18 protein-coding genes are annotated in these 23,209 nt (G+C 66.6%); 8 read left to right on the forward strand and 10 right to left on the reverse strand.

Annotated elements, in window-relative coordinates; genetic code table 11:
- Window positions 1–192 precede the first annotated feature (192 nt).
- The 3 genes from G5C50_RS06980 to G5C50_RS06990 are packed head-to-tail and all read left to right on the forward strand — an operon-like array spanning window position 193 to window position 3,661.
- On the forward strand, window positions 193–1,461 hold the full coding sequence (locus G5C50_RS06980) for a M16 family metallopeptidase (protein ID WP_240906993.1): 1,269 nt from the start codon (window positions 193–195) through the stop codon (window positions 1,459–1,461).
- Between the two features lie 23 nt (window positions 1,462–1,484).
- Window positions 1,485–2,723, forward strand: coding sequence for a M16 family metallopeptidase (locus tag G5C50_RS06985; RefSeq protein ID WP_165066948.1), 1,239 nt, complete (start codon window positions 1,485–1,487; stop codon window positions 2,721–2,723).
- Between the two features lie 20 nt (window positions 2,724–2,743).
- Window positions 2,744–3,661, forward strand: coding sequence for a cobalamin-binding protein (locus tag G5C50_RS06990; RefSeq protein ID WP_165066950.1), 918 nt, complete (start codon window positions 2,744–2,746; stop codon window positions 3,659–3,661).
- 83 nt (window positions 3,662–3,744) lie between these two features.
- On the opposite strand, the gene G5C50_RS06995 is transcribed toward G5C50_RS06990, so the two are convergent.
- The 3 genes from G5C50_RS06995 to G5C50_RS07005 all read right to left on the reverse strand — a co-directional run bounded on the left by G5C50_RS06995 (window position 3,745) and on the right by G5C50_RS07005 (window position 8,106).
- Complete coding sequence (locus tag G5C50_RS06995) at window positions 3,745–5,280, reverse strand: hypothetical protein (protein WP_165066952.1); 1,536 nt, start codon at window positions 5,278–5,280, stop codon at window positions 3,745–3,747.
- A 169-nt stretch (window positions 5,281–5,449) separates the two neighbouring features.
- Window positions 5,450–7,075: a hypothetical protein gene (locus G5C50_RS07000; protein ID WP_165066955.1), complete on the reverse strand. Its 1,626-nt coding sequence runs from the start codon at window positions 7,073–7,075 to the stop codon at window positions 5,450–5,452.
- 464 nt (window positions 7,076–7,539) lie between these two features.
- Window positions 7,540–8,106 carry an elongation factor P gene (locus G5C50_RS07005; RefSeq protein ID WP_165066957.1) on the reverse strand — a complete coding sequence of 189 codons (567 nt, stop codon included), beginning with the start codon at window positions 8,104–8,106 and terminating at the stop codon, window positions 7,540–7,542.
- Window positions 8,107–8,486: 380 nt separating this feature from the next.
- Between G5C50_RS07005 and G5C50_RS07010 the strand changes: the two genes are divergently transcribed.
- The 3 genes from G5C50_RS07010 (at window position 8,487) to G5C50_RS07020 (ending at window position 11,458) form a co-directional block, all read left to right on the forward strand.
- Window positions 8,487–9,788: a DUF1015 domain-containing protein gene (locus tag G5C50_RS07010; RefSeq protein ID WP_165066960.1), complete on the forward strand. Its 1,302-nt coding sequence runs from the start codon at window positions 8,487–8,489 to the stop codon at window positions 9,786–9,788.
- 141 nt (window positions 9,789–9,929) lie between these two features.
- On the forward strand, window positions 9,930–10,274 hold the full coding sequence (locus G5C50_RS07015) for a hypothetical protein (RefSeq protein ID WP_165066962.1): 345 nt from the start codon (window positions 9,930–9,932) through the stop codon (window positions 10,272–10,274).
- Between the two features lie 221 nt (window positions 10,275–10,495).
- Window positions 10,496–11,458: a DUF1559 family PulG-like putative transporter gene (locus G5C50_RS07020; protein ID WP_165066965.1), complete on the forward strand. Its 963-nt coding sequence runs from the start codon at window positions 10,496–10,498 to the stop codon at window positions 11,456–11,458.
- Window positions 11,459–11,487: 29 nt separating this feature from the next.
- Here G5C50_RS07020 and G5C50_RS07025 read toward each other — a convergent pair whose 3' ends face one another.
- The 4 genes from G5C50_RS07025 to rnr form a co-directional block, all read right to left on the reverse strand.
- Window positions 11,488–11,832 (reverse strand): hypothetical protein, encoded by a 345-nt coding sequence (locus G5C50_RS07025; protein WP_165066967.1) that lies wholly within the window; start codon window positions 11,830–11,832, stop codon window positions 11,488–11,490.
- A gap of 8 nt (window positions 11,833–11,840) precedes the next feature.
- The gene (locus G5C50_RS07030; protein ID WP_165066970.1) at window positions 11,841–12,932 is read right to left on the reverse strand and encodes a HEAT repeat domain-containing protein; all 1,092 of its coding nucleotides are present in this window, start codon (window positions 12,930–12,932) and stop codon (window positions 11,841–11,843) included.
- A gap of 183 nt (window positions 12,933–13,115) precedes the next feature.
- Window positions 13,116–14,672: a cytochrome B6 gene (locus G5C50_RS07035; RefSeq protein ID WP_240906994.1), complete on the reverse strand. Its 1,557-nt coding sequence runs from the start codon at window positions 14,670–14,672 to the stop codon at window positions 13,116–13,118.
- Between the two features lie 139 nt (window positions 14,673–14,811).
- Complete coding sequence (gene rnr, locus G5C50_RS07040) at window positions 14,812–17,127, reverse strand: ribonuclease R (protein ID WP_165066973.1); 2,316 nt, start codon at window positions 17,125–17,127, stop codon at window positions 14,812–14,814.
- Between the two features lie 216 nt (window positions 17,128–17,343).
- Between rnr and G5C50_RS07045 the strand changes: the two genes are divergently transcribed.
- Window positions 17,344–18,834, forward strand: a complete 1,491-nt coding sequence (locus G5C50_RS07045; protein WP_165066976.1) for a S1C family serine protease — start codon at window positions 17,344–17,346, stop codon at window positions 18,832–18,834.
- A gap of 19 nt (window positions 18,835–18,853) precedes the next feature.
- Here G5C50_RS07045 and G5C50_RS07050 read toward each other — a convergent pair whose 3' ends face one another.
- Together G5C50_RS07050 and G5C50_RS07055 are read right to left on the reverse strand one after the other, a co-directional pair.
- Window positions 18,854–19,846 (reverse strand): 3'-5' exoribonuclease YhaM family protein, encoded by a 993-nt coding sequence (locus tag G5C50_RS07050; RefSeq protein ID WP_165066979.1) that lies wholly within the window; start codon window positions 19,844–19,846, stop codon window positions 18,854–18,856.
- A 36-nt stretch (window positions 19,847–19,882) separates the two neighbouring features.
- The gene (locus G5C50_RS07055; protein WP_165066982.1) at window positions 19,883–21,748 is read right to left on the reverse strand and encodes a rhomboid family intramembrane serine protease; all 1,866 of its coding nucleotides are present in this window, start codon (window positions 21,746–21,748) and stop codon (window positions 19,883–19,885) included.
- A gap of 132 nt (window positions 21,749–21,880) precedes the next feature.
- Here G5C50_RS07055 and G5C50_RS07060 point away from each other — a divergent pair, with 132 nt between their 5' ends.
- Window positions 21,881–22,666 (forward strand): MlaE family ABC transporter permease, encoded by a 786-nt coding sequence (locus tag G5C50_RS07060; protein WP_165066985.1) that lies wholly within the window; start codon window positions 21,881–21,883, stop codon window positions 22,664–22,666.
- Here G5C50_RS07060 and G5C50_RS07065 read toward each other — a convergent pair.
- Window positions 22,623–23,198 (reverse strand): methylated-DNA--[protein]-cysteine S-methyltransferase, encoded by a 576-nt coding sequence (locus tag G5C50_RS07065; protein ID WP_165066988.1) that lies wholly within the window; start codon window positions 23,196–23,198, stop codon window positions 22,623–22,625. The two genes, G5C50_RS07060 and G5C50_RS07065, sit on opposite strands and share 44 nt — an antisense overlap.
- Window positions 23,199–23,209: the final 11 nt, after the last annotated feature.

Here is a 23,209-nt window from a genome sequence, read left to right on the forward strand (position 1 = left end):
ACGTTCTTCCGCGCGGGCGGTCGGCCGGTTATCCTCAGAAGAGTCCTTGCGAGGAGGTCCGAGGAGCGCCGCTGCCGTGCCCAGCCGCGGCAAGCGATCGCGCTGCTCGCCGATCGGTATCCGACAATAAACTCTAGCGGATTCCGGCGTCCGAGGCGGGCGTCCGGCGACGCTCGCATTTGGGGGAACGCCGTGCCGGCGCCATCCGCGACGATCCAGCAGCACGAGTACCCCAACGGCCTGGTGCTCGTCGCCGAGGCGATGCCCGGGGTCCAGTCGGCCTCGTTCACGCTCTTGATTCCGGCCGGGGCCGCCTACGAAGCCGCCGAGGGGCTCAACGCCGGCGGCGGGGCCGCCGCCATGACCTGCGAGTGGCTGATGCGGGGCGCCGGCGACCGCGACAGCCGCGCCCTCCTCAACGCCCTCGACAACCTGGGCGTGAGTCACTCCGAGAGCGCCCAGACGGTCCACACGAGCTTCGCCGCGGCCACGCTGGGCGTCAACCTGATCCCCGCGCTGGAGATCTTCGCCGACGTCGTCCTGCGGCCTCGTCTGGACGATCAGGAGGTTGAGCCGATTCGCGCGCTCTGCCTCCAGAACCTTCGGAGCCTGGAGGACGACCCTGGGTCCAAGGTCATCTATGAGCTGCGGCGTCGACACTTCCCGGAGCCCTGGGGCAGACCCTCCCCCGGATCGGCCGAAGACGTCGCGCGGATCACGCCGGCGGCCCTGCGGACCTTCCACCGAACGATGTTCCGCCCCGGCGGCGCGATCCTGGGCGTTGCCGGAGCGATCGATTGGCCTCGGCTTCGCGACGCCGTCGACCGCCTCTTCGGAGGATGGAAGTCCTCTCCCGAGCCCGTCCTGGTGGAAAAGCCGGCAGGCCCCAGCATCGACCACATCACTCGCGAGACCCAGCAGATCCAGATCGCCATGGCGGCCCCCGCGGCGACCGTGGCCGGCCCCGACTATTATCGAGCCCGAGCGGCCGTCGCCATCCTCGGCGGCTATTCCTCCGCCAGGCTGTTCACCGAGGTCCGTGAGAAGCGCGGGCTGTGCTATTCGGTCTACGCCAGTTACGAGGGCCAGCGTAACCGGGGAGCCATGCTCAGCTACGCCGGCACCTCCACCGACCGCGCCCAGGAAACTCTGGACGTCATGCTGGCCGAGTTCCGACGCCTGGCCGAAGGGGGCGTCGAAATGGAAGAACTGGAGACCATGCGGGCCGGCCTGAAGAGTTCGCTGATCATGGCGCAGGAGTCGAGCATGAGCCGCTCCAATGCGCTGGCCTCGGACTGGTACTTCCTCGGCCGCGTCCGATCGCTCGACGAGATCGCCGCCGAACTCGACGCGCTGACTCCCACGTCGGTCTCGGACTACGCCAGGACGCTCCTGAACCTTCGCGACCTGACCGTTCTGACGCTCGGCCCCACCCCCCTGAACGTCGACATTCCGGCCTGAGCCGCCCTCTAAGGACCGCCCTGATGCGTTTCCATCACACGACGCTCGATAACGGCCTGGAAGTGATCGCCGAGCTGAACGACGACGCGCACTCGATCGCCGCCGGCTTCTTCGTCAAGGCCGGCAGTCGCGACGAGTCGCCGGAGTTGGCCGGCGTCTCCCATTTCCTTGAGCACATGACGTTCAAGGGGACCGCCCGCCGAGACGCGCTGACCGTCAACAAGGACTTCGACCGGGTCGGCGCCAAACACAACGCGCAGACGTCCGAGGAAGACACCTTCTACCACTTCACCGCTCTGCCTGAGTATCTCCCCAAGGCGTTCGACGTTCTGGCCGACATCCTCCGTCCCACGCTCCGCGAGGACGACTTCGAGACCGAGAAGAAGGTCATCATCGAAGAAATCCGGATGTACATGGACAACCCCATGTCGGTCGCCTACGAGGCCGCCAAGGCCGCCCACTTCGGCGCGCATCCGCTGGGCAACAGCATCCTCGGCACGGTCGACTCGATCACGGCGATGAAAGCTGAGGACATGCGGACGTATTTCGCCAGCCGGTACAGCCCGGCCAACATCGTCCTCGGGTTCGCCGGCAAGGGCGACTGGGACAGCCTGGTCGATCTGGCGAAGAAGCACTGCCAGTCCTGGACCGGCGAACATCCTGTCCGCGACGCCCGTCCCGCCCACGGCCGACTCGCCTTCGAAGCCATTCTGCGCGAGGAAGACCAGCAGCAGACCGTCGTCGGCGTCAGCGACGGGCCGCCGCTCGAGAGCGACGACCGTTACGCGGCCCATCTGCTGGCGACGATCATCGGCGACCACACCAGCTCCCAGCTCTACTGGGCCCTCATCGACCCCGGCTACGCCGACGGCGCCGAGATGAGCTACCAGGACTACAATCAGGCGGGGGGCTTCTACTCATTCCTTTCGTGCGAGCCCCAGGACGTCCAGGCTAACCTCGCCCGGATGGCAAAGGTCTACCGCGGAGTGATGGAACGCGGGGTCACGGTCGAGGAACTCTCTCAGGCCAAAAACAAGGTCCAGGCGCGAACCGTCCTCCGGAGCGAACGCCCCATGGGCCGTCTGGCCTCATTGGGCTTCCACTGGGTCTACCGTCGCGCTTACCTCCCCGTCGAACAGGAACTCGACGCCTTCTCGCGCGTCACTGTCGATCAGATCCGCCGCCTCGTCCGCGAGTACCCTCTCTGGCCAATGACCATCGTCTCCGTCGGACCGACCACGAAGGTCAAGCCGCCGAAGTAAGCCGAGCTTGGAGAGGTCCCATGAGGATCGTCAGCCTGCTCCCGGCGCTCACGGAACTGGTTTGCGCCCTCGGTCGAAGGGAGGACCTCGTCGGCGTCACCCACGAGTGCGACTTCCCGCGCAACGTCGCCGAACTCGCCCGCCTGACCCGGAGCCGCCTCCCAGACGACGCCACAAGCGCCCAGATCGACGCCCTCGTCGCCGAGCAGGCGAACGGCCTGTTCGATCTCGACGAGGCGAGGTTGGGCGAACTCGCCCCCGACCTGATTCTCACCCAGGAGCAGTGCGACGTTTGCGCGGTGAACGAAGCGACCGTCCGTCGCGTCGCGGCGAAACTCGCTGGAAAGCCGCACGTCGAGAGCGTCGATCCCCGAACGCTCGACGAGATCTTCGCCATGTTCCGACGTGTAGGGGACCTGCTGGAACGCCCCCTCGAGGCCGAGCATCATGTGGCCGGCTTCCACCGGACGATCCGCTGGATTCGGGAATTCATCGCGCCCACTCGTCCCAAGCCCCGCGTCTTGCTCCTGGAGTGGCTCGACCCTCCTTACAGTTGCGGGCACTGGAATCCCGAGATCGTCGAACTGGCCGGGGGCCGCGAGATGATCGGGCGACCGGGAGAACGTTCAAGACGTGTTACCTGGGAGGAAATCGTCGAGACTAGCCCCGAGGTCCTCATCCTCGCTCTCTGCGGGCTCCCTCTCGATCGCGCCGAACGCGAAGCCGCGGCGATCGTCGACCGCCCCGAATGGCGAGAGCTTCCGGCGGTGCGTGACGGCCGCGTCGCGTTGGTGGACGGATCGTCCTTCTTCACCCGACCTGGGCCGCGTCTGGAGGTAAGCCTCCGAATCGCCGCCGCCGCGATCACCCCCCACATGTTCGCCGCGAGCGACACACGCCGAGGACAGGCGTGGAAGTTTCTTGAGCCCCCAAACTGAGCGCACAAAAAACGTCGGCCGTCGCGGAGGCTTCCACGACGGCCGACGCATAAACAAACTATAAGGCGATCAGGCCGATCGGCTCAGAGTCCGCTGAGGTCAGCGGCGCTGATCCGGATCCCCTTCTTCAAGCCCAGCCCTTTCACCACCTCGTCGGTCGCCGGGAAGGTCATGCTCCGACGCGGACCGATGCTCACTCCCGAAAGCTCCTTCGGCTCCGACGACGGATCGTCGGCTCCCGCAATCGCCAGACCATTGAGCACCAGCGGCGACGCGTTCTCGATCTTCACCTGGTACGTCGGCTTCCCCTTCGACCGCGGCCCCTGGCTCAACTGCGCCCGAACCAGACGGTTCAGCACTCCGCCGGCCAGCTCGTCGGCCGTCGCCTTGGCGTCGAACTTGCCGTCCGACTCCGTCACCGGCAGCGTGAACTTGCCGAACGGCACCCACGCCTGAGCCGTGCTGTTGCTCGAAGCCACCTGAACCAACGCCTCCTTGCCGTCGACCCGGATCCGGCAGGCCACCGCCGGCCCTTCGGGCTCCGCGGGAACGCCTTCGCGAGCCCACAGACCCAGCACCGGCTTGTCCTTCAAAGCCTTGGTCAACTCGTCGGCCGCCGCCTGCGACTCCGGCCCCTTGGCGTCGACCTGGAACAGCAGCACCCCCGTCTCATCGTCGGGCAGCGTGGCCAGCCGATCCACGAACTCCTGAGCCAGCGTCAGCTCGTACTCGTAGTTCTTGCCCCGCTTCTCGGCCATCCGAGCGATCACGTCCCAGTCCAGCCCCTGGGCCAGACGCCACATCACCAACTGGCTGATCGACTCCGGAGCCTTCTCGGCGGCCAGCCGACGCAGCGCCTTCTGCACCCGAGCGTCGGCGTTGATCTGCGACACGTCGCCGAGTTGGAGCTGCTCGCCCTCGGCGGGCAGCCGCACCGTGCCGTCCTCGTTGGGAGCGCTCAGGCTGACCAGACGGGTGGGCAGCTTGCGGTTCTGGCCAGGCTTGAGCGAGGCGTAGGGCAGCCCGGTGGGAGCGACCGACCGCATGCCCATACCCATGCCGCCCATGCCGCCGCCCATGCCGCCCATGCCACCCATGCCGCCGCCCATGCCCATGCCGCCCATGCCGCCCATCATGCCGGTAGCGAGGCTGCGCTGGTCCCACGAGTCGTAGTCGCCGCAGAGCGACATGATCAGGCGGGCGAGCATCATCATGCCCATCATCGGCGGCATCGTCCCCGACATGCCGCCGCCCATGCCGCCGCCCATGCCGCCGCCCATCCCGCCGCCCATCCCGCCACCCATGCCACCCATACCGCCGCCCATACCACCCATGCCGCCGCCCATGCCACCCATACCGCCCATGCCGCCGCCCATGCCGCCCATGCCGCCCATCTGGCCGGCGGCGCCCTGAGCGATAAGACCGGGGGGCAGAACGACGTTGAGCTGGCGCTTGGACTTGTTGGTGACCGAAACGGTCATCCGGCCGTCGCCTCGGCCCTCGGCTTGCACGTCCACCAGGCCGTCGCGCATCGCGTCCAGCAGGTTTACCGGCGCTGGTTCCGACTCTGCCGCTGGCGGCTCGCCGGCCCTCGCGCCCGCCGGAGAAAGGGCGAGCACGAGAAGTCCGGGCGCAAACCTAGCACACGCCGATCTAAGAAACCTCATGAAGCCCCCCTCATAATAAACCCGCCGTAAACGAAAGAAGGACCGCGATTAGCGGCCCTTCGTTTCGACGATTTGAGATCGACAAGCTTACGATCTGAGCTGCGGCCCAGCGGCCAACTTCTCAGAGTCCGCTGAGGTCAGCGGCGCTGATCCGGATCCCCTTCTTCAAGCCCAGCCCTTTCACCACCTCGTCGGTCGCCGGGAAGGTCATGCTCCGACGCGGACCGATGCTCACTCCCGAAAGCTCCTTTGGCTCCGACGACGGATCGTCGGCTCCCGCAATCGCCAGACCATTGAGCACCAGCGGCGACGCGTTCTCGATCTTCACCTGGTACGTCGGCTTCCCCTTCGACCGCGGACCCTGGCTCAGCTGCGCCCGAACCAGACGGTTCAGCACTCCGCCGGCCAGCTCGTCGGCCGTCGCCTTGGCGTCGAACTTGCCGTCCGACTCCGTCACCGGCAGCGTGAACTTGCCGAACGGCACCCACGCCTGAGCCGTGCTGTTGCTCGAAGCCACCTGAACCAACGCCTCCTTGCCGTCGACCCGGATCCGGCAGGCCACCGCCGGCCCTTCGGGCTCCGCGGGAACGCCTTCGCGAGCCCACAGACCCAGCACCGGCTTGTCCTTCAAAGCCTTGGTCAACTCGTCGGCCGCCGCCTGCGACTCCGGCCCCTTGGCGTCGACCTGGAACAGCAGCACCCCCGTCTCATCGTCGGGCAGCGTGGCCAGCCGATCCACGAACTCCTGAGCCAGCGTCAGCTCGTACTCGTAGTTCTTGCCCCGCTTCTCGGCCATCCGAGCGATCACGTCCCAGTCCAGCCCCTGGGCCAGACGCCACATCACCAACTGGCTGATCGACTCCGGAGCCTTCTCGGCGGCCAGCCGACGCAGCGCCTTCTGCACCCGAGCGTCGGCGTTGATCTGCGACACGTCGCCGAGTTGGAGCTGCTCGCCCTCGGCGGGCAGCCGCACCGTGCCGTCCTCGTTGGGAGCGCTCAGGCTGACCAGACGGGTGGGCAGCTTGCGGTTCTGGCCCGGCTTGAGCGAGGCGTAGGGCAGCCCGGTGGGAGCGACCGACCGCATGCCCATACCCATGCCGCCCATGCCGCCGCCCATGCCGCCCATGCCACCCATGCCGCCGCCCATACCCATGCCGCCCATGCCGCCCATCATGCCGGTAGCGAGGCTGCGCTGGTCCCACGAGTCGTAGTCGCCGCAGAGCGACATGATCAGGCGGGCGAGCATCATCATGCCCATCATCGGCGGCATCGTCCCCGACATGCCGCCGCGACCACCCATCATGCCGCCGCCCATGCCGCCGCCCATACCACCCATACCGCCGCCCATACCGCCCATACCGCCGCCCATGCCACCCATGCCGCCGCCCATGCCACCCATACCGCCCATGCCGCCGCCCATGCCGCCCATGCCGCCCATCTGGCCGGCGGCGCCCTGAGCGATGAGACCGGGGGGCAGAACGACGTTGAGCTGGCGCTTGGACTTGTTGGTGACCGAAACGGTCATCCGGCCGTCGCCTCGGCCCTCGGCTTGCACGTCCACCAGGCCGTCGCGCATCGCGTCCAGCAGGTTTACGACAGGAACGTCGGCTTCGTTGTCAGCCTTGGCCGCGTCAGGCGCGGGCTTCGTTGGCTGTGCCTTGGGGTCATCGGCCCAGGCCGGCATAGCGGCGGAGACCAGGAGGAATCCCCCGGCCAGAAAACGAGTGCGGAACCGAGATGTCGACATGGCAAACGCCCTTCCGTCGAATTGGCCCGGGAGAGCCGCGCGCCGTGGCCGCCGTCTCGATCGAAGGACGCCGGGAGCGGGGCGTCGCGTCATCGCGGACTCGGCTCGGGTGGATCGTCGCCCCGGAGAGATCGTGTGGTGGTCTCGAGAAACTGGATAACCGTGGGAACCGATCTCCGCCGGGCCAGGCGGGTCCCCTGAGCGGGCGGGATCGGATTGGGTCGAAGCAGACGCCTATTTGGGAGCAGCTTAGATGATGGGGAGTTCGGTCGATTTGGTCTTTCAACCGGGACTCGTCCTATCACTTTCCAGTTTAACAGACGATTCTCCAGCGGCCCCTATTCGCGCCGATTCCCGCAGTTCGGCGCGGCGGTTCTGACGCCCGAGCGGGAGTCGACGGATAGGCTAAACTCGGCGGCGCATGCTCTCGGCGAGGCTTACGGAGAGTCTGCGGCCGTCCGGCCTTAGACGCGGCCCAGGTACTCGCCCGTGCGAGTGTCGACGCGCACAGTGGTACCTTCTTCAAGGTGTTCGGGAACCTGCACGACATGGCCGGTTACGAGCGTCGCCGGCTTTGTACGGCCGGTCGCCGAATTGCCGCGGACTCCCGGAGCGGTTTCCACGATCGTCATCTCGATCGTGTCCGGCAGGTCGATGGCGATCACCTCGTCGTCGACGACGAGCGCCTCGATTCCAGGCATGTTCTCCGTCAGGAACGGAATCTGGTCGGCCAGATCGTCGGCCTTGAACGAGAACTGGGAGAAGTCGCCCGAGTCCATGAAATGAAGGTCGTCGGCGTCCCGGTAGAGATACTGGATCGGCTTGCGCTCGAAGCTGGACTCGTTGAGCGAGTCGGTTCCTCGATACGCCTTCTCGACCCGATTCTTGGTCTTGAGGTTACGGGCTTTGACCTTGTAGAGCGTGGCGGCTCCGCGGGCCGACGGCGTTTGGACCTGGATGTGCTCGATCATATGCGGCGCGCCGTCGATCTCGACGACCATTCGACGCTTGAAATCCTTGGCGGGCACCACGGCGGGCGAACTCCCTTGGGACTGAAAGCAGGTGATTGAAGCGGGGCGACAAGTGTGTCGTGACGACCGAGACATCTTACTCAGCGGCCTCGCAAACGGTCAAAACCGTCTGGCGGGCGGCCTGGTGCGGAGAAATCGGCCGAGGGGGGTTCTTAACATACTCCCAGACTTATGTTAGACTGGTCGTTTCATCGAGCCGCAGCGCTCATCCAGAAAACCCACCCAACGGCACGAGGCCGACGAGCAGGGCGAGTACCTCGAGTGCTGGGAATTGGGCGCCTGAGCCCGGAACACACGAATCTCGCCGACCGCCCCGGGCTGACTCGGTCCGGGGCGTCGCGTTTCCCTGCCTCCCACTTACGAGACGAGAGACCTTCGCGATGCCCGACGTACGTGCTTTCCGCGGCGTCCGTTACGATGTGGCCCAGGTCGGCGCGCTGTCCGACGTGGTTGCGCCCCCCTACGACGTGATCGGCCCCGAGTTGCAGGACAAGCTCTACCAGGCCAGCCCCTACAACAGCATCCGGATGGAGCTGAACCGGGCCGAGCCGGGCGACTCCGCCTCCGAAAGCCCCTACACTCGCGCCGCCCGGTTCCTCCGCGACTGGCAACGCCAGGGCGTGCTCCGGACCGAGGAACAGCCGGCGTTCTACGTCTACGAGCAGACCTACCAGGTCGAGGGCGAGACCCACGTCCGCAAGGGCTTCTTCGCCCGTGTCCGGCTTGAGCCGTTCGGCGAGGGGAAGATCTACCCCCACGAACAGACGCTCGCCGGCCCCAAGGCCGACCGATTGGCTCTCTACCATGCGACGGGCTTCAACCTCAGCCCGATCTTCGGCCTCTACCCCGATTCGACCAACGAGGTCCTTCGCAAGGTCGAGGAAGGGATCAAGGACAAGACCCCGCTGATCGCCGAGGACCACCTCGGCGTCGTCAACAAGCTCTGGCTCTGCACCAACCCCGAGGTGATCTCGGCCGTCGGCGGGCTGATGGGGGGCCGACCGACGTTCATCGCCGACGGCCACCACCGCTACGAAACCGGGCTTCGCTTCCGCAACGAGAAGGAAGCCGCCGGCGAGTTGACCGGACCCGACGATCCGGCCAACTTCTGCCTGATGATGCTGGTGTCGATGAGCGATCCCGGCCTGCTCATTCTGCCCACCCATCGCCTGGTGAAGGGCTTCCCCGGGCTGACCGCCGAGGAGTTGGCGAACCGGCTCTCGCCTGAGTTCGACGTCAAGGTCGTCGGCGAAGGGGACGACGGTCTGGAAATCGCCGCTCTGGCGACCGAGGGGAGCGACGAGCAGGACGTGCTCGCCTTCGGCACGGTCGCCGACGGCAAGTGGACCGTCGCCCGGCTCCGCTCCGACGCGACGATGGACCGGCTCGCCCCCGACCACGGCGCCGACTGGCGTTCGCTGGGCGTAAGCATTCTTCAGGTGCTCGTCCTCGACCATCTGCTCGCCCCGTTGGCCAAGGATCGGTCGATCCGATACGTCCACCTGACCAGCGAGGTCCACGACGACGTGGCCGCCAAGGGCTGCGACCTCGCCTGCCTGGTTCCTCCGGCCAGCATGGAGCATGTCGAGGCCATCGCCTCGGGCCTGGAGACCATGCCCCCCAAGAGCACCTACTTCTATCCCAAGCTGCTCACCGGTCTCGTCTTCAACCCGATCCGTTGAAAAGCCCCGCAAAGTCGGCAAATCCCAATTGACGAGCGCCCGAGGGCCGCATAACACTAGTTGGCGGCCCTCGGGCGTCGTCGCTTTCCTTCGCGACGGATCACGCCTTCCACCGAGGCCGCTGGGAGTCGATTCCTCACCATGCCGGCTCGATCCAGACGGATCCTGCTGAACCTGTTCGCGATCGCGTACGGAATCGTCGCGATCGCCGGACCGGCGTTGCATGCGCTCCCGGGCCTCGGGCATGAGGGCCCTTCCTGCGTTCACCGCGACGGCGTGTCGTCCTGCCCGGACTCCCGTCCGGTCGACGCCCATCATGACTGCGTCGTCTGTCATGTTCAGGCCCAGTCGTCGCTCCACCTCGACGCCGACGGCTCCCTGATCGCCGAGATCATCGCGACGCAGCCGCCCGACGAGCCTCCGCTCGTCTCTCCCGCGCCGATCGAGGCTCCCTCCTCTCCACGCGCTCCACCGACCCTCGCCTGACCCGAGGACGCCGGGGTTTCGCGCGCCTCGACCTCGCTCGCTCTGATCTCATGGAGTCGAGCGTCCCCCGCTCCTGACGTCCTCTCTCGCAAGGCGTTCCGGCGCACCCCTGCGCCGATCGCCCACATCCCCGGCGGTTTGCCGCCTCAACATCCACCATCTCATTCCCGCGCTGTCACGCGCACTGCATACATCCATACGGGTCAGGAGCTACAGAGAAGATGAGGAACCGGAAAGTTCGTCTCCAGCAGGCCTTTACGCTGATCGAGTTGCTGGTCGTTATTGCGATCATCGCCGTGCTGATCGCCCTTTTGCTCCCGGCCGTGCAGTCGGCCCGCGAGGCCGCCAGGCGGGCGCAGTGCGTCAACAACCTCAAACAGATCGGCCTGGCGCTTCACAACTACACCGACTCGAACGGATATTTCCCGCCGGGCTATTCAAGCTTCTACCGGATGGATTCCGGCGATGCCGGCACGGCCGAGGATGACATCGGTCCCGGTTGGGGGTGGGCCAGTTTCATCCTTCCCCAGATGGAACAGCGGAACCTATACGACTCGATCAACTTCAACTACACGCTGACGCTGCCGCACAACACCACCGCTCAATTCCTTCGGGTGAACAGCTACCTCTGCCCGTCCGATTCCACTCCCATCACCGTTCCCGTCCGCAACGAGGCCAATACCCAGACGATGTACACCGTCGGCTGCGCGAACTACGTCGGGATGTACGGGATCGGCGAGATCGGCGACGCCCCGGGCCGGGGCGCCGGCATCTTCTTCCGCAACAGCAAGATCAACTTCGCGGCGATCACCGACGGCACCAGCAACACGATCGCCGTCGGCGAGCGGAGCCACAACCTCAGCTACGTCACCTGGACGGGCCGGGCCGTCGGAGGGTGGCTTTTCAAGACGTCGTCCGTCGAGGGGGGAACCGACCAGTTCATGGTCGACCCGGAAGAGGCTTTCACCATGATCCTCGGCCCGGTCGGGACCGAAGACGGCGGTCGGACTCCGAACGATCCCGAGGCTCACGTCGAGGACTACTGGAGCCGACACCCTGGAGGCGTCAACTCGCTCTTCGCCGACGGCTCCGTCCGGTTCATCAAGAGCAGCATCAACCCCATCCCCTGGCAGGCGCTGGCCACCCGGGCAGGCGGCGAGATCCTCTCGTCTGACTCGTACTGAGCGACGAGGCAGGTTTGGCGGGGGCTCCGCTACCACCTGATCAGCATCGGCCAGAAAAAGAGGGCCCCCGCCAGGCCGACTCCGACGTAGAAACCGGCGGCCTGTCGCATCCCTTTCTCGGGAAGGGCGGGTAGGACGAGCGCAACAAAGCCCGAAAACATGAGCGACAGACCCGTCAACTCGACCAACCCGCAAAACGTCCCTTGATCGCCGAGTAGACCACTGTCCGGCAAAACGATTTCGAGGGGACCGACGACCACGTAGAACGCGTCACTCCCCTCGATCGTCAGATTGGAAATCGCGAAGCAAACGACTCCCGCCGTCGCGAGGGTCGAACCGACCAACCTCCAGAGGATCGAAAGAGGCGTTCTCATTGGAGTCTTCAAGGAACCGGCGTCGGCGCTGGCGGCGGGATGCGGTCGCCCAGGGGCTCGATGTCGACGGGGGATTCCAGCGGGATCGTGTTCTCCTCGGCCTTCTTCCAGGCTGAGGGGCGAGCCGGCGCGGGTGCGGGAGGGGTAGGAACAGTCCGTCGAGTTGACGAGGAAGTCGACGAGACGGTGCGCGGCAGCGGTTCAACGCGAGACTCGATGACGGTCTCGCCTGGGACCGGTTGAGAGACGGCCATCGCGGCCGTCTTGGCGCGGGCGACATTCAAGGCGTGGGCGGCGGCCTCGCGGACCGAGTCTTTCTTCTCGTAAACGACCGCGCGTCCCAGCACCACCACCGCTTCAGGGCCGCCGATCTGGCCGATGGCCTCGGCGGCGGCGATCCGGACGCTGGGGTACCAGTCGTTCTTGAGGACGTCGACGAGCGGCGCAATGCCTCGGGGATCTCCGAGCATGCCGAGCGACTGGGCGGCCTCGCGGCGGGTCCCGTAGTGGATGCTCTGGAGCCGTTGCGCCGCGAGGGCGACCGGATCGAGGGGATCGACGGCCGACGCGACGACGGTCGGCTGCTGCACCACCACGGGCGGCGCGGCGATCACGGCCGGAGCAGCCACAAAGCCCGGCTGCTGAACGACCACAGGCGGCGACGCCACGACGACCGTCTCAGGGGCGGTCGCTCGCGCGACGGTCGCCCCAATTGCAGCGCCGGCCAGTGAACCGATGCCGAACGACACCAGCGGATTCATTCCACCTCCGCCGCGCGGCGGCGGAGGGCCGAACCACGGGCCGGGATGAGGCCCCCAGCCGGGACCGGGGCCAGGGCCTGGAGGCCCGCCCCGGAATGCGGGTGCGGCCGAGGCGTGGACGCTCCGCTCCAGGGTTCCGGCCGGCCGACTGACCGAGAGCTGACGATCGACGTAACCCGGTCCGCGAGTCGCCGACATATGGCGTTCCAGGGTTCGCCCGCCAGGGCCCGTGACCGAGACGTCGCGTTCCCTCGTCGCCGTCTGGGCGGCGGCCGTCCCTTCAATCAGGCCGGACCAACCGACGCATCCGCACAGAACGAGTTTCATCCAGCGGTTCAAAGCCCACCTCCCTGCTTGCGGGGTCGTCGACGCCGCCATCCAACCTGTATCGGCGTTCGTCGGGTCCGTCCTTGACGGAATTCTCTCCGCCCCGACGATTTTGGGAAGCTCAAACAACGAAAGGCCTCGGACCCTCTCTTGACGGTCCGAGGCCTCGTATTCCAATCGTCGAATCGACCGCGATCAGAGCGCCCGCATGAAGGCGACGAGATCGGCCTTCTCCTGCGGGGTGAGCTTCAATTCCTGGACGAGATTGAAAAACTCCACCGTGTCTTCCAGCGTCAGGCAGCGGCCGTCGTGCATGTACGGCGGGCTGTCCTTGATTCCCCTGAGGGTGAACGTCTTGATCGGGCCGTCGCCCGGTTCGTCCTTCAGGAACCGCTCCAGGTGCAGGTCGTGGAGCTTGTCGTCCAGGAAGAACGGTGCGGGGTGGCAAACGGCGCACTGGGCCTTGCCCGTGAAGAGGGCTTCGCCTCGAAGCTCGGATTCGGTGGCCTTGCGCGGGTCGAGTTTGCCGGTGATCGTCAGTTTGGGCGCGGGAGGAAAATCCAGCATGTTCTGGAACTGAGCCATATGCGGGATGACCTCGCGCGGCAATTCTGTGAAGCCCTTCTTCATGGCCCGGATCGGATCGCCGTTGAAGTAGGCGGTACGCTGCTCGAACTCGGTGAAGTCCTCAACCGAGCGCAGACTCCGCTTGGATCCGTGGACCTGCTGATTGAACATCCCCCGGAGACTGACGGTGTCGATCCGGAACCGACGGTCTTCGGGGCGGGTGTCTGGGTTCAGGTGGAACTGCCCCGTGGTGTGACCGTTCACGTGGCAGTCGAAGCAGGCGACGCCGAGTTGAGGATTCGGACTCTTGCGGTCGTCGGTCAGGTTGAATTCCTCCTGCGGCAAGGGAGTCACCAGCATCCGCAGGCCGTCGAGCTGCGTCTGGGTCAGGAGGTCCTTGAACAACTCATAGTAATTGTGCAGCGCGACGACCTGCCCGCGCGAGACGTCTCCGAGTTCCGGCCGGTTGGTCAGGTAGATCGCCGGCGGGAACTCGGGGAGGAACTCGTTGGGGAGGTCGAATTCGACGTCGAACCGTTCAAGGCGCGGGAACATCGCGATCTGTACGGGCGGAAAGACCTGTCCACCGTTCGCGTGGAAAGGGTGAGGCAGCGCCGGATATGGAAAGAGCCCCTGTTCCTTGATCTGTTCGGGAGCCATCGCGGCGAGAGAGTCGAAAGTCTGCCCCTCGGCGAGCTTCGCCGTCGGGCCGACCGGCACGGGCTTTCCGCGCGACATCGTGAGGACGGGGTCAAGCCTGGGCGTGAGGTTGAAACGGCCCTCCAGGTACTTGCGGTGCGCCGCCATGATCTCGGGCTTGGCCGCGGATTCCTTGGCTTTGACCTCAGCCGCCGAGGTGAACGGCTTCGGCGAGCCGTACGGGTCGCGCGAGAAGTCGAAGCCCAGCACGCGTCCCTGGTTGGGCTGCGATTTCAGGGCGTCCGAAACCGGCGCGGGCTTTCCCGCCTCGAACATCGGCGAACGGTCGTGGTCGGTCAGCTTCTGCTCGGGCCGTTCCATGGGGACGGCCTTGACAGCCACGGCCTCAGCGGCTGGATCGACAGGCCGCTTGGCCGGTGCGGCGGTTTCTTGCGCACCGGCGGCGAACGCCCCGCCAAGAGTTGCCAACGACGTCAGTAGCGCTTTGTGCGCGAGGCTTCGAGCCGAGAGCGATCGGGGTTGCATGGGTGCCTCTCGTCTGGACGGTGACAAGGTCGAGACGCGGCGATCGGCGTTGCGCGTCCTCGAGGTCCAACGAGATGACCTTAAGCAACCGACATGCCCAGATCGCCCCGACATCCCCGAGGGGCGGCCGGGGCTCAGATCACTTCTTGCGCTTCTTGGAACTCTTACGCGCCTTGAGCTTGGCCTTTTTCTTCTTCTTGGCCTCGAGTCGAGCCGCCTTCTCAGCCGGCGAGGGAGCCGGCGCCCCTCCGCGCTGGGGTCTCGGCCCGCCGGGACCTGCGGGGCGAGGTCCGGCGCTCGACCTTCGAGGAGGCTTCGCTCCCGCCTTGGTTTTCGAGACGGGCGTCGTCGCGAGAACGAGATCCAACTCGCGACGGTCCACATCCACGCGAGCGACGCGGACCTCGATGCGGTCCCCCAACCGGTGTCGGGCCCCGCTCCGACGGCCGACGAGCGTGTGCGTCCCTTCCTCCAGGTAGTAAAAGTCGTCGGCCAGGCTGGTGACGTGAAGCAGACCTTCGACGGGGAGTTCGACGAGCCGACAGAAGAGGCCGAAGTCTTCAACGCCCACGACGATCGCGTGGAAGGCCTCGCCCACGCGCCCTTCCAGATGCGTCAACAGCTTCACGCGGTTCAGCTCTCGCTCAGCGGTCTCGGCGCGACGCTCCGTGCGGGTGCAGTGCTCGGCGAGAACGGCCAACTCGTCCTGGTTGCTCCTCGGCTTCCTCCCGTCGATCAGGGCGGTGATTTGACGGTGAACCTGGAGGTCGGGATAGCGGCGGATGGGCGAGGTGAAGTGGCAGTAGTCGTCGGAGGCCAGGGCGTAATGGGTCTCGTGCTCCGGCGTGTAGACGGCCTGTTTGAGGCTCCGGAGGAGGCCGTAGTGGACGGCGTATTCCTCGGGCTTTCCCTTGGCCTCGTCGAGCACGCGCTGGAGTTCGAACCGGCTCTGGGGAAGGTCGATCGAGAAGCCCAGACTGCGGACGAAGTCGGCGAACTCGCCCAGCTTGTTCGGCTCCGGGTCGGGGTGGACGCGGCGGAGGAAGCCGACGTGATTCTCCGTCAGGTGCGAGGCCGCCGCCTCGTTCGCGGCCAGCATGAACTCCTCGATCACCTGGTGGCTCTCATCGTTGACGGCCAGGTGGGCGCCGGAGACCTTCCCCTGGTCGTCGAGGTCGATCTCGACTTCAGGCAGGCTCAACTCCAGCGCTCCGCGGGTGAACCGCCGCCGGCGCAGGGTCATCGCCAGTTCCAGCATGTCCACGACCATCTTCACGACCTCGGGAGCGACGCCCACATGCTCGGCCGTCGGGTTCTTCATGACCTCGAAGGCATGCTCGTAGGCGAACCGATGGTCGACGTTGATGGCCGTCCGGGCGAACCGCTTCGAGGTCAGTACGCCCTCGGGGGTGAATTCGAGGAAGGCGGTCACGGTGTACCGCGTGTGGTGGGCCTGGAGGCTGGCGAGGCTGTTGGAAAGGACCTCGGGGAGCATCGGGATGACGCGGTCGGGGAGATAGACGCTCGTCCCCCGCTTGCGGGCGACGTCGTCGATCTCGGAGCCGGGGCGGACGAAGTGGGAGACGTCGGCGATGTGGACGCCCAGGCTCCAGTAGCCGTTCTCGTCGCGTGAGAGCGAGATCGCGTCGTCGAAGTCGCGGGCGGTGGCCGGGTCGATCGTGACGGTGAGAACGCCTCGGAGGTCCTCGCGGCCGGACACGTCGTCCTCGTGGAATCGCTTGGCCAGATCGCGCGCTTCGTCCAGGACCGAGTCGGGGAAGACGTCGGGGATGTTGAACGCGCGGATGACGGTCAGCGTGTCGACGCCGGGCGCCCCACGCTCGCCGAGGATCTCGACGACCACTCCCTCGCCCTCGGCGTAGGGGGTGGGGTAGCGAACGATCTCGATGGCCACCTTGTCGCCGGGCTTGGCGCCCTTCGCCCCCGGATCGCCGACGTAGATCAGGTCGTGGAACGTCGTGCCGTCGACCTTGACGTAACCCGCCCCCCCCTCTTCCCGGTACGTGCCGACGAACGCCCCGCTCGCCCGGGCGACGATCTGGATAATCCGCCCCTCGTCGTTCGTCCCTTCGCGGCGGGCGCGTTTGACGATCTTGACGGCGACCTCGTCCCCGCTGGAAGCGTCCTTGGCACCCTCGACGGGGATGTAGATCTGCTCGGCCTTGGAGTTGGCCCCGTGGGGGCGGACGAAGCCGAACCCCTTCGCGGAACGGCGGAAGAGGCCGATGATCGCGCCCGAGGTCTCCGCCTTCGCCAGCGTCTTGTCGCGGCCGACGTCAAGCTTCCCCTCCTTGACGAGCCCCTTGATCTCGGCCCGGAACGCCGGATAGTCCTCGGGGTCGATCTCAAGCTGACGCGACAGCGCCTTGAGCGTCCGAGGCTTGTACGACGGCTCGGCGACGAGTTTGAGCACGCGTTCGGCGTAACTGGCCATGGCTGGATCGCCCTCGTGACGCGGACGGGGTGCGACGGAATGTCTCACCGGTTCCAGGATATCATCCTCGGCGTCCGCGGGTCGCGTGCGTCTGGAAGAGAAGGAGAAGCACGCAAAAATAGACGCAATGGCGAACTTTTTGTTTTCATTTTCGACTTAGGCCATGGATGATGAATCGCCCGTTCCGCGTCGGTCACGCCCATTCGGAGCCGATCCATGGTCCGCCGTCTGTACTCGCTCCTGGCCTTCCCGCTCTTCCTCCTCGGCGGCGTCGCCCTCGCGGGGCCGCCCGAGGAGTCTGTGGTGAGGGTCTTCGCCACGCTTCGACTGCCGAACCCGATCCGTCCATGGGCTCGGCAGAATGCGATCGAGACGAGCGGAACCGGCGTCGTGCTCGACGACCATACGATCCTGACCAACGCGCACGTCGTCTCGTATGCGACCCGGGTGTCGGTTCAGAGCGCCAAGGGGGGCGACCGCTTCGAAGCCAAGGTCGTCACCTCGGGGCCGGACATCGACCTGGCGACGCTCTTGCTGGAGGACGAGACTTTCTTCAAGTCCGCTCCTGCCATGCCCCGAGCCGCCGTGCGGCCGGCGCCGAACGCCGCGGTGGCCGTCTACGGGTTCCCCGTGGGGGGCACCGGGATGGCGGTGACTCGGGGGGTGGTCTCCCGGATTGACTTCGGAGACTATCCCAGCGGCGAGTTCGGGATGCGAATCCAGATCGACGCGGCGGTGAACCCCGGAAGCAGCGGCGGCCCGGCGCTGGTGGACGATAAGATGATCGGCCTCACCTTCGGCCAGCTCGGCATGGCGGAGAACGTCGGCTACGTCGTCCCCAACGAGGAGATCGACTCCTACCTCGCCGACATGAAGGACGGTCGCTACGACGGCAAGCCCGGAATCTTCGATCGCTTCCAGACGATCGAGAATGAGGCTCTGCGCGCCAAGCTCGGCCTTGACCGTTCGGTTCGCGGCGTGATGGTGAGGAAGCCCTGGAGGACCACCGACGACTATCCCCTGCGCGAATTCGACGTGATCACCCAAGTCGGGGGATCGGCGATCGACAACGAGGGCTTCGCCGACGTGGACGGCATCCGTCTGCCGTTCGACGCCGTCGTCCCCCGCCTGGCCGCGGCCGGGCCGGTGGCGGCGAAGCTCATCCGCAACGGCAAGACGATCGACGGCGTCTTGCCGGTCTCGTCGGAAGACGTCGGGCTGCTGAAATCATACCGGGGCCGCCAGCCGAGCTTCTTCGTCCATGGACCGCTCGTCTTCTCGCCGGTCTACGCGGATGCCGTTCCGATCTACGCAAAAGCCAACCCCCTGGCCATGCTCGGCAGCCCGATCATCAGCCGTCGCGGCGACTTCGTCGCCTTCCCAGGAGAGGAACTCGTGATCGTCACCGCCCCGATGATGCAGCACAAGCTGACGCGGGGTTACGACGAGCACTTCGGCCAGATCATCCGCGACGTCGACGGGCATCCGGTGCGGAACCTTCTGCACCTGGTCGAACTGCTGCGGGACGCCCAGGGCGAGTACGTCACCCTGCGATTCGATGGGGACCTCATCGCCGAAACGATGGTCTTCCCGCGCAAGGCGCTCGACGACTCGACGGCCGAACTGATGGAGGACAACGGCATCCCCCGTCGCGGCTCAGAAGACGCGATCGCGGTCTGGGAGCGGAAGGCTCCAGCAGCCAAGTGACCTCTCGCCGCTCCCGCGCTCAGGCCTCTTCCGCCTGAGCGCCGCGGCTCGGGGAGCCCTTGAAAAGCCGGCGTCCCAGACTCTGTTGAAAGGGGGTCCAGGTGGACTCCCGGATTGGGTCGTCGCGGATCTCTCGGCCGAAGGTGTGGAGCTTGGCGTCGAGGTTGTCCAGATAGTGAAGGGCGACCGCCTCCAGCGTCATCGGGAGCTTCGGGCTGCCGTACTCAAGCGCGCCGTGGTGGCTGACGATCATGTGCTTCAGGCGCAGGAGCAGCTCGTTGGGGAACGGCTCGCCGGTGAGGTCGGCCGTCTGCTCGACCTTGTCGCGGAGCATCTCCACGCCCATGACCAGGTGGCCGACGAGTTGGCCCTCGTCGGTGTAGCCGAAGGCCCGGTCGTACGAGAGTTCCTCGATCTTGCCGACGTCGTGCAGGAAGACGCCCGTCAGAAGCAGATCCCGGTCGACGTCCGGGTAGAACTCCACGATCCTGTCGGCCACGTTGAGCATCGTGACGACGTGTTCCAGCAGCCCCCCCTGATAGGCGTGGTGGTTCTTGATCCCGGCGGGCGCGGCGGTGAACTTCGCCACGAACTCCTCGTCGATCAGGAAGCATTCCACCAGAGCCCGAAGGTGGGTGTCGTGCATCCCCAGCAGGACGTCGCGAAGCCGGTTGTACAGTTTGGCCACGTTCTGCGAGCTTTGCGGCAGGAAGTCCTCGGGCTCGACTCGCGAGGAGTCGACGACCTCGATGTGGCTCAGGATGATCTGGAGCGACCCCTGGAAGATCTGAGTCTTGCCGCGAACCAGGAGGTAGTCGCCCGGCTCGAAGGTTCGGGCCAGCTCCTCGGTGGCGTTCCACAGCCGCGCGCCGACGCTGCCGGTCTTGTCGCGCAACTCGAGCTGCAGGTAAAGGTTCCCCTGGCGGTTCGCCCGGAGTTGCTTGTCCGCGACCAGAAACGCCTCGTCGACCGAGTCGCCGTGCGAGAGTTGATTGACGTAACGACGGCTCATGGGCGAATCCGCTCGGCTTGGCTAGGGGGGAGGCTGTCAGTCGGGCGGGCTCGGCTCGGTGGGAGGGCGCCGCGGAACGGGGGTCGATTCTAGGGAGGCCGGCGGAGCGGGGTCAAGGGAGCCGGTCCCGTCTCCAGGAACCTCCTCGCTCTTCTTGATCGACAGGCCGTTCTCACGGATATAGGCGTCCTCCAGGCGCTGACGGGCCTCCACCAGCCTCTTCAATTCGACGGCCCGCTTGAGGAAGCCGCCGTCTCCCTGGATCCAGGCAAGGTCGTTCGTCCGACGAAAGCTCTGGACGGCCTCGACGGACGCAATCTGCTCGCTCTGGGCCGCCGCAAGCAGGCCGACCGCCTTCGCGAGCTTCGGATCGGGGGTCCAGATCCGCTCCACGGCTTTGAGGTTCTCGCGCCCCTCCCGGTCGAGGCGGGCGAGCAACTCGTCGAGGCGACGGTCCGATTGGTCTCGATTGACCTGGTCCTTCAGGAGATTGGCGATTTCCTGATTGATCGCGGTGAGCTTGTAGAGCTTCTCGGAAATCGGCTCGACCTGGAGATCGTACTCGAGGAACTGTTCCGCCGGACCGATCGTCAACGCCCGGCTGTGGATCGCCCAGTCGGTCGCCTCGACCACCATCACGGCGACGACGGCCGAGAGCGCCGCGGACCGCATCGTGTCGGCGAAGGTCGGCTTACGTCGAGGCCAGCCGGGCGCAAGCAACAACCCGGCGAGGAAGCCGACCACCAATCCGCCCACGTGCGCCGCCTGGTCGATCCTTGCGAGCGTCGCCCCGAGGGTGAGGTTAAACACGATGAAGACCAACGCCTGGCTCTTCAGCGGCCTCAAGATCGACGGCGGCACGGCGTGTCGTCGGACGATCAGGAATGCCGGCAAAGCCCCGACAACGCCGAAAATCGCACCCGAAGCACCGGCGCTGGTCCCGCCGTATGGCGGGAGAGCCAGGCTGGCCGCGGCTCCTCCAACTCCGGCCGCCATGTACAGGACGGCGAAGCGGAGGTTCCCGTACAGCCGCTCGACCAGAGGCCCCAGCGCGGCGAGGGCCCACATGTTGAACGCCAGATGGATGAAGCCGATGTGGAGGAAGACGCTCGCGGGCAACCGCCACCACTCGCCTCGGACCGTCACGCGGAGGTCGTCGTTGGCCCCCCAGGCGATCAGGTCGCTCGTGGTGGGATCGAGCGGATTGACCCCCTTGGCGACCATCGCCGCGAAGACGAGAACGCAAGCCGTGATGACGAAGCGGGAGACGAACGCGCTCGGGACCGCCGCGAACAGGTCACTTCGGAACTGGATTCTGTCCTCTCCCTGGACTCGAAGCGAGGCGTCCATTTCCATGGCTCGGGGGATCGTTTGGACGATCCGTTGGGCGAGGGCCGCGTCGATGGGCGCAGCCTCTCCCGTCCGGGCGGCGTGCGAGATGGCCTGGAGCGCGGCGGCGAGGGCTCCGGCGAGGCCCGGCTCCTGGGGAGGAACCTCCACGAGGCGGCCGCCGCCGATGTTCACCACCGGGGCGCCGGCCCCGGTCTCGGCCGCGACGTCGGGCCCGATATCGTTGTAGGCTGCCGCGTGGCCCGTGAACGTGGGCTTGCCGCCCCCCGATTGCTGCCGATCGAACCAAACCAGTTTATGATTCGTGAGCAGGATCGGGACGACGCCCTCGGGGGACGTCCGGCGGATCACCGCGACCAGGAATTCGCCTGGTGCGCGGGGGATGGAGACGTCGGCCACGATACCCAGATCGGCCCGCAGCAGCCTGGGGGTCAGTCCGACCTCCGTGAAACCGCCGAGCGGTGCGAACGTGGCCATCGCCAGCACGTCCCAGCGGCGGGAGTCCCCTCCCGTTTCCACCCCGAGATCCGCCGCCTTTTCGCTCTCCGCCATCGTGGCCGGACCTTTCTGGATCGCCGTCCTGAGTTCACGGCGATCACGCCGCTCGGTTTCGTCCCATCATTGTCGGTATCCTGGAGCGGATCGTAAAGGCAGACAGTGCGAGGGTCCGAGACGGGGAGAGGCATGGAGAGAATGCTCATCGGGCCGATCGTGGCCCTCTACCGTTTCCTCGTCTTCGCGGTTCGGGTGGCGATGGCGGTCCCGAGCGCTTTGCTCCGCCATGGCGGCGAGGTCGTTCGGCTCTTCGAGGAAGTCGCCGTGAAGAGCCTGCCGATCGTGGTCGGAGCGGGCCTGAGCGTCGGCCTGGTGACGTGGTTTCAAACGCATCGCCTCCTGGCCGCTCAGGGCGCGGAGGCGGCGCTGCCGAGCTTCCTGTCGGTGGCCGTGGTCGTGGAGTTGGGCCCGCTCCTGGCCGGTGTGCTCGCCGCGGGCCGCGTCGGCGCGGGGCTCGCGGCGGAGATGGGGGTCATGACTCTGAACGAGGAGATCGACGCCCGGATCGTCCTGGGCTCCGACCCGATCGGCGGATTGGTGGCCCCTCGGGTCATCGCCTGCGTCCTCGCCGCGCCGCTGCTGACGATCCTGGTCGATTCGGCCGCCCTGGTCGGAGCCCTGACGGCTGAAGGAATCGGCGGCAAGCTCTCGCCCGAGCTGTTCTGGCGGCAGTCGCTGGTCTTCCTACGGCTCCCGGACGTGGTGTCGGCGACCTTGAAGACGGCCGTCTTCGGGCTGATGGTCGGGCTGGTCGGATGCTGGGTCGGGCTCGAATCGGAGCGGTCGGCCGAGTCCGTCGGTCGGGCGGCGACGCGGGGGGTCGTCTGGTCGACGCTGGCCGTCTTCGCGGCCAACGTCGCCCTGGTCCCGGTCATCCCCTGGGCCGTGGCATGGCTGGAACGGGCTGGGCTTTGACCGGCGCTGCGGCGTCGGCCCAGGCGGCGGGGACCTCGCGGCCGAGAACGTGAGCCTCGTGCTGGAGCAGCCAGAGCTTGCGATCGAGCCCGCCGCCGAAGCCGCCGAGCCGGCCGCCGGCGGCGATCACGCGGTGGCAGGGAATCACGATCGCGATGCAGTTCCGCCCGTTCGCCCCGCCCACCGCCCGCGACCCCGAGGGATTCCCGATCTTGCCGGCGAGTTCGGCGTACGAGACCGTCTCTCCATAAGGCACCTTCGCCAGCGCCTTCCAGACCTTCTCCTGGAACGGGGTCCCGCTGATGACGAGCGGCAGTTCGAAGCCCTGCGAGCGACCGTCGAAGTAGGCGTCGAGCTGCCGCCGAGCCTCGTCCAGGATCGGCGAGCCCCCTGCTTCCAGTTGGGCCTCGGCGAGCCGGGGATCGGCCGATCCCCGGAGCATGTGGAGACCGCTGATGCGGTCGCCCCGAGACTCCAGGAGCAGATCCCCGATCGGGCTGGCGTAACGGATGTGTCGAGACGTCTCGGTCATGGAGAGGCTCC

The sequence above is a fragment of the Paludisphaera rhizosphaerae genome (genome assembly GCF_011065895.1).
In the GTDB taxonomy this organism is placed as follows: domain Bacteria; phylum Planctomycetota; class Planctomycetia; order Isosphaerales; family Isosphaeraceae; genus Paludisphaera; species Paludisphaera rhizosphaerae.

Bases quoted from the DNA above. Each gene is read 5' to 3' on its own strand.
- G5C50_RS07025 (WP_165066967.1), bottom strand. From the start codon at position 11,832: ATGAGAACGCCTCTTTCGATCCTCTGGAGGTTGGTCGGTTCGACCCTC.
- G5C50_RS07020 (WP_165066965.1), top strand. From the start codon at position 10,496: ATGAGGAACCGGAAAGTTCGTCTCCAGCAGGCCTTTACGCTGATCGAG.
- G5C50_RS06985 (WP_165066948.1), top strand. From the start codon at position 1,485: ATGCGTTTCCATCACACGACGCTCGATAACGGCCTGGAAGTGATCGCC.
- rnr (WP_165066973.1), bottom strand. From the start codon at position 17,127: ATGGCCAGTTACGCCGAACGCGTGCTCAAACTCGTCGCCGAGCCGTCG.
- G5C50_RS07000 (WP_165066955.1), bottom strand. From the start codon at position 7,075: ATGTCGACATCTCGGTTCCGCACTCGTTTTCTGGCCGGGGGATTCCTC.
- G5C50_RS07050 (WP_165066979.1), bottom strand. From the start codon at position 19,846: ATGAGCCGTCGTTACGTCAATCAACTCTCGCACGGCGACTCGGTCGAC.
- G5C50_RS07045 (WP_165066976.1), top strand. From the start codon at position 17,344: ATGGTCCGCCGTCTGTACTCGCTCCTGGCCTTCCCGCTCTTCCTCCTC.
- G5C50_RS07035 (WP_240906994.1), bottom strand. From the start codon at position 14,672: ATGCAACCCCGATCGCTCTCGGCTCGAAGCCTCGCGCACAAAGCGCTA.
- G5C50_RS07060 (WP_165066985.1), top strand. From the start codon at position 21,881: ATGGAGAGAATGCTCATCGGGCCGATCGTGGCCCTCTACCGTTTCCTC.
- G5C50_RS06990 (WP_165066950.1), top strand. From the start codon at position 2,744: ATGAGGATCGTCAGCCTGCTCCCGGCGCTCACGGAACTGGTTTGCGCC.
- G5C50_RS07010 (WP_165066960.1), top strand. From the start codon at position 8,487: ATGCCCGACGTACGTGCTTTCCGCGGCGTCCGTTACGATGTGGCCCAG.
- G5C50_RS07015 (WP_165066962.1), top strand. From the start codon at position 9,930: ATGCCGGCTCGATCCAGACGGATCCTGCTGAACCTGTTCGCGATCGCG.
- G5C50_RS07055 (WP_165066982.1), bottom strand. From the start codon at position 21,748: ATGGCGGAGAGCGAAAAGGCGGCGGATCTCGGGGTGGAAACGGGAGGG.
- G5C50_RS07065 (WP_165066988.1), bottom strand. From the start codon at position 23,198: ATGACCGAGACGTCTCGACACATCCGTTACGCCAGCCCGATCGGGGAT.